The following is a 16775-nucleotide window of genomic DNA, read 5'->3' as shown; positions in this document are numbered from 1 at the left end:
AGGTTTCACGACGCTAATAAACCGGAATCGCCATCGCTCCATGTGCTAAACAGTACCGTAACCAGTCGGCCAGAAACTGATTAATTTGATGCTTTTCGTCGCGTTGATGCAACTTTTTATTTGGATAATCATACCGCGCTTTGAAGCGAAAGATCTGCTGACTCGAACACACTTCGGCCACCCTCGCGTCATGATACAGGCGGACTGTCAATGACGGCAGGCTCCAGTAAGTGACCGCGGGTGCCGTTTGTTCGATCGCGACAAGCGTAGTGTATCGGGTCGATTCAACGATCGTTAACCGATATTGTGCGTTTGCTACCTGATAGCTCACTGTTTCACCGGCTGCATCATTACGTGGCAGCAGGCGGCGCAATTGCGAATAGTTGGTTTCGCACAGGCGCATCATTTCAGGGAAGTCAGGTGTGTAACGCTTCATTTTTTCCACTCAGTTTTTAACTCTTGATAGTGCAGCTGTAACCATTGCAAGGCGATGACAGAAGCCGCGTTGTCGATTTTCCCCTCTTCAACCCATTGATAAGCCTGCTCCCGGCTCACCACATGAACACGAATATCTTCGTTTTCATCAGCCAGACCGTGGATCCCGCTCGCGGTCGTGGCGTCCACTTCGCCAACTAAAATAGACAGGCGCTCACTGGTGCCGCCAGGGCTTGCCAGATAGCTCAGAACGGGCTTGGTACGTTTAACTTCCAGCCCAGCCTCCTCCATCGCTTCACGACGAGCCACATCCTCAACGGTTTCGCCCTCTTCAATCATTCCGGCCACCATTTCCAGGAGCCACGGGCTTTCGCTGGTATCAAACGCCGCGATACGGATCTGCTCGACCAGAACAACTTCGTCCCGCTCAGGGTCAAAGGGTAGCAAGACTGCCGCGTGTCCGCGCTCAAAAATTTCGCGCTTTACCTCACCGCTCATACCACCGTTAAACAGGCGATGGCGGAACCGATAAAGATCCAGTGAAAAAAAACCGCGGTATAGCGTTTCTCGTGCAATAATTTCTACATCATTTTTAGTGAAAGTCATTGGCAAGTTGTCTGGTTTACGCATTGTGCTGTCCTGAAACCAATAGTGATTAAAATGTGAATTTCAAGGTCGTTTGACTGATGTTTGAACGCCCTTGTGTTAAATTGATGCAAATTAACGCCGTATGGCACGTAACGCCAACTTTTTGAAGTGGCGGATTCTGCTAGAATCAGCAAATATTTTTACAATTTGATCAGCGCTAAATACTGCTTCACAACAAGGAATGCAAATGAAGAAATTGCTCCCCATCCTTATCGGCCTGAGCCTGTCGGGGTTCACTACTTTGAGCCAGGCAGAAAACCTGATGCAGGTTTATCAGCAAGCACGCCTGAGCAACCCGGAATTGCGTAAATCCGCCGCCGATCGCGATGCTGCATTCGAAAAAATTAACGAAGCGCGTAGCCCATTACTGCCGCAACTAGGTTTAGGTGCCGATTACACCTACAGCAATGGCTACCGTGATGCAAATGGCGTCAACTCCAACGCAACCAGCGCGTCATTACAATTGACTCAGACGTTGTTCGACATGTCTAAATGGCGTGCCCTGACGCTGCAAGAAAAATCAGCAGGCATCCAGGACGTAACGTATCAGACCGATCAGCAAACGCTGATCCTGAATACCGCTACCGCTTATTTTAACGTACTGAACGCGATTGACGTGCTGTCTTACACTCAGGCACAGAAAGATGCGGTCTATCGTCAGTTAGATCAGACCACACAGCGTTTTAACGTGGGCCTGGTCGCCATCACTGACGTACAGAACGCCCGTTCACAATACGATACCGTACTGGCGAACGAAGTTACCGCGCGTAACAATCTCGACAACGCGGTAGAACAGCTGCGCCAGGTGACCGGTAACTACTACCCGGAACTGGCTTCGCTGAACATTGATGGCTTTAAAACCAACAAACCGCAAGCGGTGAACGCGCTGCTGAAAGAAGCAGAAAACCGCAACCTCTCATTATTGCAGGCGCGTTTGAGCCAGGATCTGGCGCGTGAACAGATTCGTCTGGCGCAGGATGGTCACTTACCGACGCTGGGTTTGACCGCCTCTACCGGCGTTTCTGACACCTCCTACAACGGGTCGAAAACCAACACCTCCCAGTACGACGACAGCAACATGGGCCAGAACAAAATCGGTCTGAACTTCTCGCTGCCGCTGTACCAGGGTGGGATGGTTAACTCGCAGGTGAAACAAGCGCAGTACAACTTTGTTGGCGCGAGCGAACAACTGGAAAGCGCACACCGCAGCGTGGTGCAAACCGTGCGTTCTTCGTTCAACAACATTAATGCTTCTATCAGTAGCATTAACGCGTACAAACAAGCGGTTGTCTCTGCCCAAAGCTCTTTAGATGCGATGGAAGCAGGCTATTCCGTAGGTACCCGTACCATCGTGGATGTGTTGGATGCCACCACCACGCTGTACAACGCCAAGCAGCAACTGGCGAATGCGCGTTATACCTATCTTATCAACCAGCTTAACGTCAAATCTGCGCTCGGTACGCTGAACGAGCAGGATCTGGTGGCGCTGAATAATACGCTGGGTAAACCGATTCCGACTTCTCCGGATAACGTAGCGCCGCAAAATCCGCAGCAAGATGCCGCTGTGAATGACTTTAACAGCAACGGCAATATGCCTGCGGCTCAACCAACGGCTGCACGTTCAACCAGCAGCAACGGTAACAACCCGTTCCGTAACTGATGCTGATGACGGGGCTTCGGCCCCGTCTGAACGTAAGACAACGTAAAGATCCGCCCCTTCCTCCGCATTCTCGCCTCTTCCCGCTTCAATTTCGACCAGTCATCCTCTATTCTGAGCAGAGTTACCACTGGGTCCTGGAAGACATAAATGAAACGGACAAAATCTATACATCACGCCTCGTTCCGCAAAAGCTGGAGCGCGCGCCACCTGACTCCTGTCGCTCTGGCAGTTACCGCTGTTTTTATGCTCGCGGGCTGTGAAAAGAGTGACGAAACGGTTTCGCTTTATCAGAACGCGGACGACTGCTCTGCAGCTAATCCGGGTAAAAGCGCCGAATGTACCACCGCGTTTAACAATGCGCTGAAAGAAGCTGAACGCACCGCGCCAAAATACGCCACTCGCGAAGACTGTATCGCTGAATTCGGCGAAGGCCAGTGCCAACAGGCACCTGCACAAGCGGGCATGGCGCCGACCGGTGAAGGCCAGGCTCAGGCGCAGAATCAAAGCAGCGGCAGCTTCTGGATGCCGCTGATGGCAGGCTATATGATGGGCCGCATGATGGGTGGCGGTATGGGCGCTCAGCAGCCGCTGTTCAGCTCGAAAAATCCGGCCAGCCCGGCATACGGCAAATATACGGATGCTGGCGGCAAAAATTACGGCGCCGCAACGCCGGGTCGCACCATGACCGTACCGAAAACCGCCATGGCGCCGAAACCGGCTACCACCTCTACCGTAACCCGCGGTGGATTTGGCGAATCTGTGGCTAAACAGAGCACCATGCAGCGTAGCGCAAGCGGTACTACCACACGTTCAATGGGCGGCTGACCGTCATGGAAAGAGTCAGTATTGTTGAGCGCCCGGACTGGCGCGATAAAGCCACCGAATACGGTTTCAACTTTCACACTATGTACGGCGAGCCGTACTGGTGTGAGGATGCGTATTATAAGCTCACGCTTGCTCAGGTCGAAAAGCTGGAAGAGGTCACCGCAGAGCTGCATCAAATGTGCCTCAAAGTGGTGGAAAGGGTCATCGCCAGCGATGAGCTGATGACCAAGTTTCGCATTCCGAAGCATACCTGGGGCTTTGTCCGCCAGTCCTGGCAGACACAGCAACCGTCGCTCTATTCGCGTCTCGATCTGGTGTGGGACGGCACGGGCGAGCCTAAGCTGTTAGAAAACAACGCCGATACGCCAACCTCTCTGTACGAAGCTGCGTTTTTCCAGTGGATCTGGCTGGAAGACCAACTCAATGCAGGCAACCTGCCGGAAGGCAGCGATCAATTCAACAGTCTGCAGGAAAAGCTGATCGAGCGTTTCGCCGAGCTGCGTGAGCAGTATGGTTTTCAGTTGCTACATCTGACCTGTTGTCGCGATACGGTGGAAGACCGCGGAACCATCCAGTATCTGCAGGATTGCGCTGCCGAAGCTGAAATCGCCACTGAATTCCTCTATGTCGAAGATATTGGTCTTGGTGAAAAAGGTCAGTTCACGGATATGCAAGATCAGGTCATTGCTAACCTGTTCAAGCTCTATCCGTGGGAATTCATGCTGCGCGAAATGTTCTCCACCAAGCTGGAAGACGCTGGCGTTCGCTGGCTGGAACCAGCCTGGAAGAGCATCATCTCCAACAAAGCGTTATTACCGCTGTTGTGGGAAATGTTCCCGGATCATCCGAATCTGCTGCCTGCGTATTTCGCCGAAGATGACTATCCTCAGATGGATAAATTCGTCGTAAAGCCGATCTTCTCACGTGAAGGCGCGAACGTTTCCATTATCGAAAACGGTAAAACGATCGAAGCAGTGGAAGGGCCGTACGGCGAAGAAGGTATGATCGTGCAGCAATTCCATCAGCTACCGAAGTTTGGCGACAGCTATATGTTGATCGGCAGCTGGCTAATCAACGATCAACCAGCTGGCATCGGCATTCGCGAAGACCGCGCGTTGATCACGCAGGATCTCTCGCGTTTCTATCCGCATATTTTTGTCGAATGACTGAGAGTGCCGGGTGGTGGCTGCGTCTTACCCGGCCTACAGCATGAACTGTAGGCTCGATAAGCGCAGCGCCATCGGGCGCATTTATCATCCGACCTGCACCGACAACATACTCAAACTTCCCATCTCAATACCGTCAACAGGAATAGTCACCGGCTCTTTGCCATCCCAGGCACCTAATACATACAGCAGCGGCAGATAGTGATCCGGTGTCGGGTTCGATAACGATCCCCCTTCATGATCGAGATAGTTCACCAGCGGGTGCTGTTCAACCGGTCCCTGCCATGTCAGGTTTGCTTTAACATATTCGTTGAATGAGGTCGCCCACGGATATGGCGTGTTCTCACCGTGCCAACGCGCAGTGCGCAGGTTATGCACCACGTTACCGCTGGCTACCAGCATAATGCCCTCATCACGCAGTGCCGCCAGCTTGCGGCCAATTTCAAAATGCCAGGCTGCAGGTTTGGTACTGTCAATGCTCAGCTGCACCATCGGAATATCCGCATGCGGGTACATCTTGATCAGCACGCCCCATGAACCGTGGTCAAAACCCCACGCCTCTTTGTCTAAGGTAACGGGCGCCGGGGCCAGCAAGTCAACCAGATGCTGCGCCAGTTCCGGTGATCCAGGAGCCGGGTAATGGGTGTCATACAGCGCCTGTGGAAAACCGCCAAAATCGTGGATTGTTTTAGGCGCTTCCATCGCCGTCACGCCCGTGCCACGAGTGAACCAATGCGCCGAGACCACCACAATAGCTTTCGGGCGCGGCAACGTTTCCCCCAGTTGCTGCCAGGCGCGGGTATAAACGTTATCTTCCAGAACATTCATCGGGCTACCGTGGCCCAAAAACAATGCTGGCATACGAGTTGAAGACATGATGATATCCTTACTGAGGGAGTCATTTTGATACCACCACAATACGCTTATTCGGCTGATGAAGAACTCAGATAACCATGATGAAGATCATCAGTTATTTTGACGATCCAACCCGGACAGCAGATTGATAAGGAGTTTTATTTGTCGATGTCAGTACCTTTACTTCTGACTTTACTGGCAGGCGCCGCCACGTTTATCGGCGCATTTCTCGGCGTGTTAGGGCAAAAACCCTCCAACCGCGTGCTCGCCTTTTCGTTAGGCTTCGCCGCAGGGATTATGTTACTGATCTCACTGATGGAGATGCTCCCAGCCGCACTGGCTGCTGAAGGTATGTCGCCGATATTGGGCTACGGAATGTTTATCGTTGGCTTACTGGGATACTTTGGCCTGGACCGCCTATTGCCGCACGCGCACCCTCAGGATCTGGTACAGAAAACCACGCGGCCTCTGCCCGGCTCCATTAAACGTACCGCGATTTTATTAACGCTCGGCATTAGCCTGCACAACTTCCCGGAAGGGATAGCGACGTTTGTTACCGCCAGCAGCAACCTCGAGCTGGGCTTTGGTATTGCCCTTGCCGTCGCATTACACAATATTCCTGAAGGATTAGCCGTTGCGGGTCCAGTCTATGCAGCCACGGGCTCCAAACGTACGGCGATATTCTGGGCCGGAATCTCGGGCATGGCGGAAATCCTGGGCGGCGTACTGGCGTGGTTAATTCTGGGGAGCCTGATCTCACCGGTAGTGATGGCGGCAATAATGGCAGCAGTCGCAGGAATTATGGTGGCGCTGTCCGTCGATGAGCTAATGCCGTTGGCAAAAGAGATCGACCCGAATAATAATCCCAGCTATGGGGTACTTTGTGGAATGTCGGTGATGGGGTTAAGTCTTGTCATCCTCCAGTCCATGGGGATCGGCTAATTCAGAGGGCGGATGCCACCCTGCTAATTTACAGCATCCGCTCATCCATAGCAGAACGTGAAGGACTATTCCTGTTCCTTAACCGCGCTGTTATCTTCGCCAGAATGACGAAAGAGTTTGTTTCGCGCCTCGAGTAATGCATCCCGGTCTTGCCGAAATGCCCGACAATAACGCTTCATATGGCAATAATAACCAACTGCAACGAGTGCAATTAATACAATCCAGTACCAGGCGATAAACATTCTTTTACCCTTAAAATTTAACATCATTAAACATTTAACGTTAAAATTTTACACAACCTTATTCTGACATACTCCTATAGTGGCATATTCCAGAAACAAATATATGATTTCGATCATATAAACCAGCAGCTATGCAAATAGTTAACACCGTTATAAAAAATAAAACAATGTCGACAAGATCACACTGCGCAATAATAAATATTGCCCTTAAAATAACGCACTCATACCATCCAAAAAATAATAAAAATTAGCACCTGCAAAATAATACATTTCATCAATATTAATATATTCACCATAAAAGTAGCATCAGCAATACCATTTTTTATTATATTCACATCGTAAAAACATAATATATTCAGCACTGTTATATTTAAAGATAATATAAGGAGATATATCCATGTTTACACAGTACCGAAAAACACTTCTAGCCGGAACGCTTGCACTGACGTTTGGCTTTGCCGCAGGGAATTCATTTGCCGCAGGTTTCCAACCAGCCCAGCCCGCAGGAAAATTGGGTGCGATAGTCGTTGACCCATACGGAAACGCCCCTCTTACCGCACTGGTTGAATTAGATAGTCACGTTATTTCGGATGTTAAAGTTACCGTTCATGGTAAAGGTGAAAAAGGAGTCCCAATTACCTATACCGTCGGCAAAGAATCCCTCGCCACCTACGATGGGGTTCCTATTTTTGGCCTTTATCAAAAGTTCGCTAATAAGGTCACTGTTGAATATAAAGAAAATGGCAAGGCCATCAAGGAAGATTACGTGGTGCAAACATCTGCCATCGTTAATCACTACATGGATAACCGTTCTATTTCCGATTTACAGCAAACAAACGTTATTAAGGTCGCACCTGGCTTTGAAGACCGTCTCTATCTGGTGAATACCCACACCTTTACCGCGCAGGGCGCAGAATTCCACTGGCATGGTGAAAAAGATAAAAATGCCGGTATCCTGGATGCTGGTCCGGCCGGTGGCGCATTACCCTTTGATATCGCACCCTTTACCTTTGTCGTTGATACGGAAGGCGAATATCGTTGGTGGCTGGATCAGGACACTTTCTATGACGGCCATGACATGGATATCAATAAGCGCGGTTACCTGATGGGCATACGGGAGACACCGCGCGGCACCTTCACCGCCGTACAGGGCCAGCACTGGTATGAGTTCGATATGATGGGCCAGATTCTGGCCGACCATAAGCTGCCGCGCGGATTCCTCGACGCATCGCATGAGTCCGTCGAAACGGTGAACGGCACCGTACTGCTTCGCGTGGGTAAACGCGACTATCGCAAGGAAGATGGCATTCACGTACAAACTATTCGCGACCAGATTATTGAAGTCGACAAATCCGGTCGTGTTGTCGACGTGTGGGATCTGACAAAAATTCTCGATCCGATGCGTGATGCACTGCTGGGTGCGTTAGATGCGGGCGCGGTGTGCGTCAACGTGGACCTCGCTCATGCCGGCCAGCAGGCAAAACTGGAGCCAGATACCCCCTACGGTGATGCCCTCGGCGTGGGTGCGGGTCGTAACTGGGCGCACGTTAACTCTATCGCCTTTGATGCCAAAGATGACGCCATCATTATCTCTTCCCGCCATCAGGGGGTTGTCAAAATCGGTCGCGATAAACAGGTTAAGTGGATCCTTGCACCGTCTAAAGGCTGGAATAAGGCGCTGGCAAGCAAGCTGTTAAAACCGGTTGATGATAAAGGCAACGCACTGAAATGTGATGAAAATGGCAAGTGCGAGAATACCGATTTCGATTTTACCTACACTCAACACACCGCATGGCTCTCCAGCAAAGGAACGCTCACCATTTTTGACAACGGCGATGGCCGCGGACTCGAACAACCGGCGTTACCAACGATGAAATACTCCCGTTTCGTCGAATATAAAATTGACGAGAAAAAAGGGACCGTCCAGCAAATTTGGGAATACGGAAAAGAGCGCGGTTATGATTTTTATAGCCCTATCACCTCGGTTATCGAATATCAAAAGGATCGCGACACCATGTTTGGCTTTGGTGGTTCGATTAATTTATTTGACGTTGGACAGCCAACCATCGGCAAAATCAACGAAATTGACTACAAAACAAAAGAAGTCAAAGTCGAAATTAATGTCCTGTCCGATAAGCCAAATCAAACTCACTACCGTGCATTGCTGGTTCATCCACGCCAAATGTTTAAATAATTACGTTAGATTAAGGATTAATTATGTCATCTAAATGGATCACTTCATTATTTAAAAGTGTGGTATTAACCGCCGCGCTTGCCTCACCGTTTGCAGCATCAGCGTTTACTGAAGGCACTGACTATATGGTTCTGGAAAAACCAATTCCCAATGCTGATAAGACGTTGATCAAAGTATTCAGTTACGCCTGCCCATTTTGCTACAAATATGATAAAGCCGTGACAGGGCCCGTGTCAGACAAAGTCTCCGATGTCGTTACTTTCACTCCGTTTCATCTGGAAACCAAAGGGGAATACGGTAAGCAGGCCAGTGAAATCTTTGCCGTAATGATTGCCAGGGACATGGCTGCAGGTATTACATTGTTTGACGCCAAATCACAGTTTAAAAAAGCCAAGTTCGCTTATTACGCCGCCTACCACGATAAGAAAGAGCGCTGGTCAGAGGGTAAAGATCCCACCTCATTCATCAAAACAGGGTTGGATGCAGCGGGCATGGGCCAGGCTGATTTTGACGCGGCATTGAAGGATCCTGCCGTCCAGCAAACGCTGGAGAAATGGAAAGCAGCATATGATGTCGCCAAAATCCAGGGCGTTCCGGCTTACGTCGTCAATGGTAAATACCTGATCTACACCAAAAATATCAAATCTATTGATTCCATGGCTGAGCTTGTCAGAGAGCTCGCGAAAAAATAAACAGGGACCCGGCTATGGCTTTCATAAAAGGATCGTGGCGAGACTTACGCAATACACCGGTTGATACCCTGGTGAGATGGCAGGAACAGCGCTTTCTGTGGCTGTTGATGGCTTGCGCAATGGGTGGATTGATTATTCTGGCGCACTCGTTCTTCCAAATCTATCTCTACATGGCCCCCTGCGAGCAATGTGTCTATATTCGCTTTGCCATGCTGGTGATGGTTTTTGGCGGATTGATTGCGGCAATCAACCCCAAAAATGTTGTTCTGAAGCTCATCGGTTGTATCGCGGCATTTTACGGCAGCATCATGGGCATTAAGTTCTCCATCAAACTTAACGGCATTCATTATGCTGTACATAACCCGGACCCGGATTCGCTGTTTGGCGTACAGGGATGTTCCACCGATCCGACATTCCCTTTTAATTTGCCTCTGGCCAACTGGGCACCGGAGTGGTTTAAACCCACAGGAGATTGCGGCTATGACGCTCCCATTGTTCCTGACGGCGTGGCGCTCAGCAGTACACAAAAGTGGTTTGTCGATCTGTACCAGCAGTCAGAAGGCTGGTATCTGATCCCGCCTTGGCATTTTATGAACATGGCGCAGGCCTGTTTGTTGGCCTTTAGTTTGTGCTTACTGTTGCTCGTCATTATGAGCGGCGCATGGGCATTAAAGCGGGTGAGAACCAAATAATCGGAGCAAGAAACAAAAAAACCGAAGCCTGGAAGATGGCTTCGGTTTTTTATGCTTACCGCGACTAACGTGGTAATTTGCGATTAGCTGGCTTTGCGCTCATGCGCCTGACGGTAAGCCACCAGGTCTTCGATAGTAACTACCGCCATATTATGCTTGCCGGCAAATTCGATACATTCTGGCGCACGCGCCATGGTGCCATCGTCATTGGTCAGTTCGCACAGCACGCCTGCCGGTTTAAACCCTGCCAGTGTCATCAGGTCGATGGTTGCTTCAGTGTGACCACCGCGGGTCAACACGCCACCTGCCTGAGCACGCAGCGGAAAAACGTGCCCCGGACGGTTAAGATCGGAAGGTTTAGCGCCATCCTGAATTGCCGCACGCACCGTAGTAACACGGTCCGCAGCGGAAACGCCGGTGGTCACGCCTTCTGCTGCTTCAATGGTCACGGTAAAACCGGTACCGTAAGCGCTGGTGTTATTTTCCACCATCATTGGCAGATCGAGCTGTTTGCGTCGGTCTTCAGTGATGCACAGGCATACAATACCGCTGCCGTGACGAATGGTCAGAGCCATCTGTTCAACGGTCATGGTTTCTGCCGGGAAAATCATATCGCCTTCGTTTTCACGATCTTCGTCGTCAAGCACCATCACACCGCGTCCTTCACGCAGCGCAGACAGCGCAAGTTCAACACGTTCGAAAGGCGTACCAAAAGAGGAAAGTAGCGTCTGATTCATGGTAAAAAAACCTCACTAAAATTATGGTTACCAGAATCAGGGCAGTCTTAGGAGTACCGTCTAAGCGGCAAAAAAATAACGTGAGCGGGTCCATGCCCGACTGGATCGTTACTCTCTCCCATCCGGACTCTAACCGTCGGCCCCGGAATTACACCGGATCTGCTGACCTTTGAGTTTGCACCCAAAGCGCTCGCGGGCTTTCAACCTGAGTTGATTTACCGCCGGTGGGGAATTTCGCCCCGCCCTGAGAATAAGCGGGTTAACTATAACGCTATTGATTACCTTCATCAACGCCTTTACTCGTCTTAGCTTCACACAATTCTGGTTTATGCCTGTGCCAGTTCGCACTACAATAGGCAACAACACGTACCAGTTCAGGGAAACCACAATGATTGACCCGAAAAAAATTGAGCAGATTGCTCGTCAGGTTCACGAGTCGATGCCGAAAGGGATCCGCGAGTTTGGCGAAGACGTCGAGAAGAAAATTCGTCAAACGCTGCAGTCACAACTGACCCGTCTGGATCTGGTAAGCCGTGAAGAGTTTGATGTACAGACTCAGGTTTTGCTGCGTACCCGTGAAAAGCTGGCGCTGCTTGAGCAACGTCTGACTGAGCTGGAATCGCGTGAAAAAACGGCAGAAGTTAAGCCTGCTCCCGCGATCCCGTCAGTCGATCCGCAAGAGTAAAAACGACAACGGGCCGCAAGGCCCGTTTTTTCTGTTAGTGTTCCAGCTCTAGCTTCCTGGCCTCCGTCGCCTGCTGGCAGTACAGCGCATAGCGTTTGCAAAACCAGCTACGATGTTCTTCATCCATATTCCCAGTTATCGCCTGGATATCTACGGGATGGCCCTCAGCTTGCATCCTGGCAAAACTACGGGCCAGGAAATCGAAATTGTTCATTGAATACATATTGCTGTTCATGAGCATACCCTCCAGTTATTGAATATCTGTTAAGGCCATATGCTTTTTCTAATTTCAGTATTTCCCTGGATGCGAAGTTATTCTGTACATATTGTGCGCAAAACCACTGCGCTGGTTCACAGTTTCCCACGAAATCTAAGAGGGGTCGGATTTAAGGTCAGCGTGACGCACGCTGATTGTAACGTCATGTAAAAGTAAATCGGGGGGAGAAATCCCTTCTCCCCTTATTCCTTTACTTTAGGTTGAAGAAAACAGCAGCATCAATAGCAAGAAACGTATCGAATCCAAAAGTTCGATACGTTTCCAGCATTTGTTATTTATCGCTGTCTTTTTGGATCTTCTTGATGATATTGGTCGTTGAGCAGCCATCTTCAAAGTTTAGCACCAGCACTTCACCGCCGTTCGCCCACACTTCTTTGCTGCCCGCAATATCTTCCGGCTTATAGTCGCCGCCTTTTACCAGCAGATCCGGCAGGATGCCGGCAATCAGACGCTGTGGTGTGTCTTCTTCAAAAGAGACCACCCAGTCGACGGCTTCCAGCGCGCCCAGCACGATCATGCGTTGTTCCAGCGGGTTGACCGGGCGCGTTTCGCCTTTCAGACGTTTGGTCGAAGCATCGCTGTTTACCGCCACGATCAGACGATCGCCCAGCTTGCGCGCATTCGCCAGATAGGAAACGTGGCCCGCATGCAGGATGTCGAACACGCCGTTGGTCATCACCACTTTCTCACCGCGCTTGCGGGCGCTGGCTACGGCCTGTTTCAGCTCAGACTCGCTCATCACGCCAAAGCCAGTGTCGGCCCGACCGCGCACGGCGTTTTCCAGTTCAATCGGGGAAACGGTGGAAGTCCCCAGTTTACCGACGACAACACCCGCTGCGGCATTAGCAAAATAGCACGCCTCTTCCAGAGTGTTCCCCGCCGCCAGCGTCGCTGCCAACACGCCGATCACCGTATCGCCCGCACCCGTCACGTCATACACTTCCTGCGCCTGCGTCGGCATATGCAGTGGCGATTTGCCCGGTTGCAGCAGCGTCATACCCTGTTCGGAACGCGTGATCAGCAGCGCGGAAAGGTCGAAATCTGCAATCACTTTCATGCCGCGCTCAACCAGTTCATCTTCGCTTTTGCACTTACCGGCCACCGCTTCAAATTCAGACAAATTCGGCGTCAGCAGCGTTGCGCCACGATAGCGTTCAAAATCGGTCCCTTTCGGATCGATAAGCACCGGCACCCCAGCCTTACGCGCCAGAGCAATCATCTGCTGCACGCTTGCCAGCGCGCCTTTGGCGTAATCGGAGAGCACCAAAGCGCCAATGGAGCCCAGAGCCTGGTTAATACGCTCATGCAGTGGCTGCGGATCCACGCCTTCAAAACCTTCTTCGAAATCCAGGCGAATCAGTTGCTGGTTGCGGGAAAGCACGCGCAGTTTGGTGATCGTCGGATGAGTTGGCACAGAAACGAAGTCACATTTTACGTTCACATCCGCCAGCGTTTTGCTCAGCGCACGCGCCGCGTCGTCAATCCCAGTCAGGCCCACCAGACGCGAATTCGCTCCCAGAGAGGCAATGTTCATCGCCACGTTTGCTGCGCCACCGGGACGTTCTTCAATGGTATCAACCTTCACCACCGGAACCGGCGCTTCAGGTGAAATACGGCTGGTAGGACCGTACCAGTAGCGATCTAGCATCACATCACCGACAACCATGACTCCTGCACGTTCAAACTCTGGCAGCGTTACTTTCATTCCTGTCTCCTGAGAGATTCTCTGAGGGTCTTAAAATTTGCGCGCGATAATAGCACACTTCACTCGGCAACCAGCCACTTCTGCCAGCTGTCACGCACCAGCATACGTTCAGCGTCGAAGTGCTCCGGCGCCACATGGCCCGGAAGTTCCTGCAATGCAAGATGATGAAGTTCATCGCGCAGCGTCGTATAAGCACGGGTAAGCGCCAGCGCTTCCTGCTCATCCATAATGTCGTTTTGCGCCAGTAACTCCAGAATGCGCACGTTATCCGACCAGCGCGTCAGCTTCGGTTTTTCATGCGCATAGCGCAGCACCAGGTATTGCGTAATAAACTCAATGTCGGTGATGCCGCCTTCATCCGCTTTAATATCAAAACGATCGCGATGCTTATTGCCCAAATGGGCACGCATTTTCTCACGCATTTCGCGCACATCGGTCTGCAAGGTTTTCGCATCGCGGACGAGGGTCATGATATCGCGACGAATCGCATCAAACTGAGAGGTCAACCGTGGGTCGCCGTACACCACTCGAGCGCGCACCAGCGCTTGATGCTCCCACGTCCAGGCTTCGTTGCGCTGGTAATCAGCGAAAGCCTCGGTTGATGTCACCAGCATTCCCGCCGCGCCGGACGGACGCAACCGCGCATCCACTTCATACAAAATACCGGATGAGGTGCGGGTGCTGAAAAGGTGCATAATGCGCTGCGACAGACGCAAATAGAACTGTCGCCCGTCAATCTCACGCTCACCATCCGTCATCACGTCCATAGGACAGTCATGCAGGAAGATCAAATCAAGATCCGAACTGTAGCCCAGCTCCCAGCCGCCCAGTTTGCCATACCCGACGACGGCAAAACCGCGCCCCTCGCGCCCGTCAAGATGAGTGGGTTGCCCGTAGCGAGCGACCATCTGCATCCACGCCTGCTGGACTACCGCATCAATAATAGCTTCCGCCAGCCAGGTTAAGTGGTCGCTCACCTTCATCACCGGCAGCGTACCAGCGATATCTGCCGCGGCAATGCGCAGCAACTGCGTTTGCTTAAACTGACGCAGCGCTTCCAACTGCTGCTCTTCGTCATCTTCCGGCACGCGCAGCAAATACTGACGCAGTTCATCACGGTAGGCATCCGTCGCAGTGGGTTGATACAAGGTGTTCGGATCCAGCAGTTCATCGAGCAACAGCGGATACCGCGCCAGCTGGCTGGCGATCATCGGCGAGGCGGCACATAACGAAATCAGATGCTTAAGCGCTCCGGGGAATTCGCTCAGCAGCTCCAGATAGGTCGTACGGGTCACTATGCCTACCAGCAGCGGTGTGATGCGCGACAGCGGGACTGAGGCGTCGTCACGCGAACAGACATCGCTCAGCAGATGTGGCATTAAGTGATCCAGCACCTGGCGTCCGCGTGGGCCAATGGTGCGTTTATCCAGCTCTTTGCGAAAATCGGCAATCAGAGACAGCACGCGCCGGCGATCGTCATCCGCCAGATGCGTCAGCACCGGCGTGGTGTCATCTTCCTGTAATGCGTCCTGCCACAGTTCACGCCACTGTTCTGAGAGCGACTCTTCCTGGGTTTCTGCTTCGTCATCGCCAATCAACTCGTTAAACACCCGGCGCACGTTGTCCATATGACTGGCCAGCACATCGGTTAGCTGCTGCCAGTCATCGACGTTCATCCCCCACGCCAGCCGCGCGCGATTCAGTTCATCGCCTGGCAACGTCTGGGTCTGCTCATCATTGATACTTTGCAGCAGGTTCTCCAGACGACGTAAATAGAGATAGGCTGCGCGCAGTTGTTCCGCGTCGGTGTCTGACAGCAGGTGCAACGCATTGATGGCGCTGAGCGTGGGTAACAGCGAGCGGGATTGCAATGACGGCTCGCGCCCACCGCGAATAAGCTGGAATACCTGCACGATAAATTCGATTTCACGAATACCGCCCGCGCCCAACTTAATGTTGTCTTTCAGACCACGGCGGCGCACTTCGCGGGCAATCATTCCTTTCATGTTACGCAGAGACTGGATCACGCTGAAATCAATATAGCGGCGGAAGACAAAAGGCCGCAGCATAGCGCGAAGCTCACTGACGTAAGTACCGTCGCAATCGCCCATAATGCGGGCCTTGACCATCGCATAGCGTTCCCAGTCGCGCCCTTGTTCCTGGTAATAATCCTCCAGCGCGGAGAAGCTCAGCACCAGCGGGCCGCTGTCGCCAAACGGGCGTAAACGCATATCCACCCGATAGACAAATCCATCCATTGTGGGCTGATCCAGCACTTTGATGAGCCGCTGGCCCATACGGGTAAAGAACTGCGCGTTATCCAGCTCGCGACGTCCACCCTGCGTACTGCCGTGCTCCGGCCAGGCAAAAATCAGATCGATATCAGAGGAAAAATTCAGTTCGCCGCCACCCAGTTTCCCCATGCCTAAAATCAGCAGCGGTTGCGCAACACCTTGTGGATTACAGGGCGTACCCCATTCACGACAGCAGGCGGCGTATAACCAGTCACGCGCGGCGACGATCAACGTTTCAGCCAAATGGCTTAGCTGCTGCAAGATACTCTCTTCCGTCACCAGCGACAGCGTCTGCGCCCAGGCGATACGCACCATGATGCGACGGCGAAACAGGCGCAGCTCACGCATCAGCGTGTTTTCATCGCTAACGTCGACCAATGCTTGCTGTAACCAATCAGCATAGTGTTGCCATTCATCCGCCTCGGGTGGCGTGCTTTCCAGTTCGACCAGCCATTCGGGATGGGCAATAATGCTGTCGCGAAAAAAATCACTGAATGTAAGCACTGACTTCGCCTGAATGCTAAGCGAGGACTCAGATATTGCTGCTGGCAGCCGCTCAACAACGGTCGGCCAGTACTGCTGTAACGGTGAAGAGAGCTGCTTCATTTATGGATTATCCTTTGAATAGTACCGGGCAGCGGCATGTTGCCTTATCCAGCCTGCATGACGCTTCCGCCCATCGCGTAAGCCTGATAAGCGCAGCGCCATCAGGCATCCCGGCCTCAC

The 16775-nt window shown here is 51.9% G+C and carries 16 protein-coding genes and 1 riboswitch; of the genes, 8 read left to right on the top strand and 8 right to left on the bottom strand.

The window, feature by feature from the left end; translation table 11 throughout:
* Positions 1–13: 13 nt before the first annotated feature.
* Positions 14–436 carry a DUF1249 family protein gene (locus OGV65_RS25015; RefSeq protein WP_003024582.1) on the bottom strand — a complete coding sequence of 141 codons (423 nt, stop codon included), beginning with the start codon at positions 434–436 and terminating at the stop codon, positions 14–16.
* Positions 433–1065, bottom strand: coding sequence for an ADP-ribose diphosphatase (nudF, locus tag OGV65_RS25010; protein WP_016154519.1), 633 nt, complete (start codon positions 1063–1065; stop codon positions 433–435). The genes OGV65_RS25015 and nudF overlap by 4 nt, the downstream gene beginning before the upstream one ends.
* 199 nt (positions 1066–1264) lie before the next feature.
* Here nudF and tolC point away from each other — a divergent pair, with 199 nt between their 5' ends.
* The 3 genes from tolC (at position 1265) to OGV65_RS24995 (ending at position 4734) form a co-directional block, all read left to right on the top strand.
* The gene (tolC, locus tag OGV65_RS25005; RefSeq protein ID WP_286455565.1) at positions 1265–2743 is read left to right on the top strand and encodes an outer membrane channel protein TolC; all 1479 of its coding nucleotides are present in this window, start codon (positions 1265–1267) and stop codon (positions 2741–2743) included.
* Between the two features lie 147 nt (positions 2744–2890).
* Positions 2891–3568 (top strand): DUF1190 family protein, encoded by a 678-nt coding sequence (locus OGV65_RS25000; protein ID WP_016154521.1) that lies wholly within the window; start codon positions 2891–2893, stop codon positions 3566–3568.
* Positions 3569–3573: 5 nt separating this feature from the next.
* Positions 3574–4734, top strand: a complete 1161-nt coding sequence (locus OGV65_RS24995; RefSeq protein ID WP_286455564.1) for a glutathionylspermidine synthase family protein — start codon at positions 3574–3576, stop codon at positions 4732–4734.
* 87 nt (positions 4735–4821) lie between these two features.
* Here the strand turns inward: OGV65_RS24995 and ygiD are convergent, their stop codons facing one another.
* Positions 4822–5610 carry a 4,5-DOPA-extradiol-dioxygenase gene (gene ygiD, locus OGV65_RS24990; RefSeq protein WP_131380106.1) on the bottom strand — a complete coding sequence of 263 codons (789 nt, stop codon included), beginning with the start codon at positions 5608–5610 and terminating at the stop codon, positions 4822–4824.
* 147 nt (positions 5611–5757) lie between these two features.
* Between ygiD and zupT the strand changes: the two genes are divergently transcribed.
* Positions 5758–6531: a zinc transporter ZupT gene (gene zupT / locus OGV65_RS24985; protein WP_047499224.1), complete on the top strand. Its 774-nt coding sequence runs from the start codon at positions 5758–5760 to the stop codon at positions 6529–6531.
* Positions 6532–6596: 65 nt separating this feature from the next.
* Here the strand turns inward: zupT and OGV65_RS24980 are convergent, their stop codons facing one another.
* Positions 6597–6773: a hypothetical protein gene (locus OGV65_RS24980; protein WP_072033368.1), complete on the bottom strand. Its 177-nt coding sequence runs from the start codon at positions 6771–6773 to the stop codon at positions 6597–6599.
* A 397-nt stretch (positions 6774–7170) separates the two neighbouring features.
* On the opposite strand from OGV65_RS24980, the gene assT reads away from it, so the two are divergent.
* From assT to dsbI, 3 genes are read left to right on the top strand one after another with little or no spacing between them, the layout of a single operon-like run.
* Complete coding sequence (gene assT, locus OGV65_RS24975; RefSeq protein WP_016157489.1) at positions 7171–8967, top strand: arylsulfate sulfotransferase AssT; 1797 nt, start codon at positions 7171–7173, stop codon at positions 8965–8967.
* A 23-nt stretch (positions 8968–8990) separates the two neighbouring features.
* Entirely contained in the window at positions 8991–9659 is a 669-nt protein-coding gene (locus tag OGV65_RS24970; protein WP_047499222.1) for a thiol:disulfide interchange protein DsbA/DsbL, read from the top strand.
* 14 nt (positions 9660–9673) lie between these two features.
* On the top strand, positions 9674–10351 hold the full coding sequence (gene dsbI, locus OGV65_RS24965; protein ID WP_049041403.1) for a protein-disulfide oxidoreductase DsbI: 678 nt from the start codon (positions 9674–9676) through the stop codon (positions 10349–10351).
* A gap of 83 nt (positions 10352–10434) precedes the next feature.
* On the opposite strand, the gene ribB is transcribed toward dsbI, so the two are convergent.
* Positions 10435–11088: a 3,4-dihydroxy-2-butanone-4-phosphate synthase gene (gene ribB / locus OGV65_RS24960; RefSeq protein WP_016154529.1), complete on the bottom strand. Its 654-nt coding sequence runs from the start codon at positions 11086–11088 to the stop codon at positions 10435–10437.
* Positions 11089–11194: 106 nt separating this feature from the next.
* Positions 11195–11344, bottom strand: a riboswitch (FMN riboswitch).
* A gap of 132 nt (positions 11345–11476) precedes the next feature.
* Here ribB and ubiK point away from each other — a divergent pair.
* Complete coding sequence (gene ubiK, locus OGV65_RS24955) at positions 11477–11773, top strand: ubiquinone biosynthesis accessory factor UbiK (protein ID WP_003024618.1); 297 nt, start codon at positions 11477–11479, stop codon at positions 11771–11773.
* Positions 11774–11807: 34 nt separating this feature from the next.
* On the opposite strand, the gene glgS is transcribed toward ubiK, so the two are convergent.
* The 3 genes from glgS to glnE form a co-directional block, all read right to left on the bottom strand.
* The gene (gene glgS, locus OGV65_RS24950) at positions 11808–12014 is read right to left on the bottom strand and encodes a cell surface composition regulator GlgS (RefSeq protein ID WP_019077704.1); all 207 of its coding nucleotides are present in this window, start codon (positions 12012–12014) and stop codon (positions 11808–11810) included.
* Positions 12015–12321: 307 nt separating this feature from the next.
* Entirely contained in the window at positions 12322–13755 is a 1434-nt protein-coding gene (gene hldE, locus OGV65_RS24945; protein WP_016154530.1) for a bifunctional D-glycero-beta-D-manno-heptose-7-phosphate kinase/D-glycero-beta-D-manno-heptose 1-phosphate adenylyltransferase HldE, read from the bottom strand.
* Positions 13756–13814: 59 nt separating this feature from the next.
* Positions 13815–16655 (bottom strand): bifunctional [glutamate--ammonia ligase]-adenylyl-L-tyrosine phosphorylase/[glutamate--ammonia-ligase] adenylyltransferase, encoded by a 2841-nt coding sequence (gene glnE / locus OGV65_RS24940; RefSeq protein WP_286455563.1) that lies wholly within the window; start codon positions 16653–16655, stop codon positions 13815–13817.
* Positions 16656–16775 lie beyond the last annotated feature (120 nt).

This window comes from Citrobacter sp. Cb004 (genome assembly GCF_030337065.1).
GTDB classification, from domain to species: Bacteria; Pseudomonadota; Gammaproteobacteria; order Enterobacterales; family Enterobacteriaceae; genus Citrobacter; species Citrobacter braakii.
The sequence above is the reverse complement of the archived record's forward strand: the minus strand, read 5'-3'. Positions and strand labels throughout refer to the sequence as shown.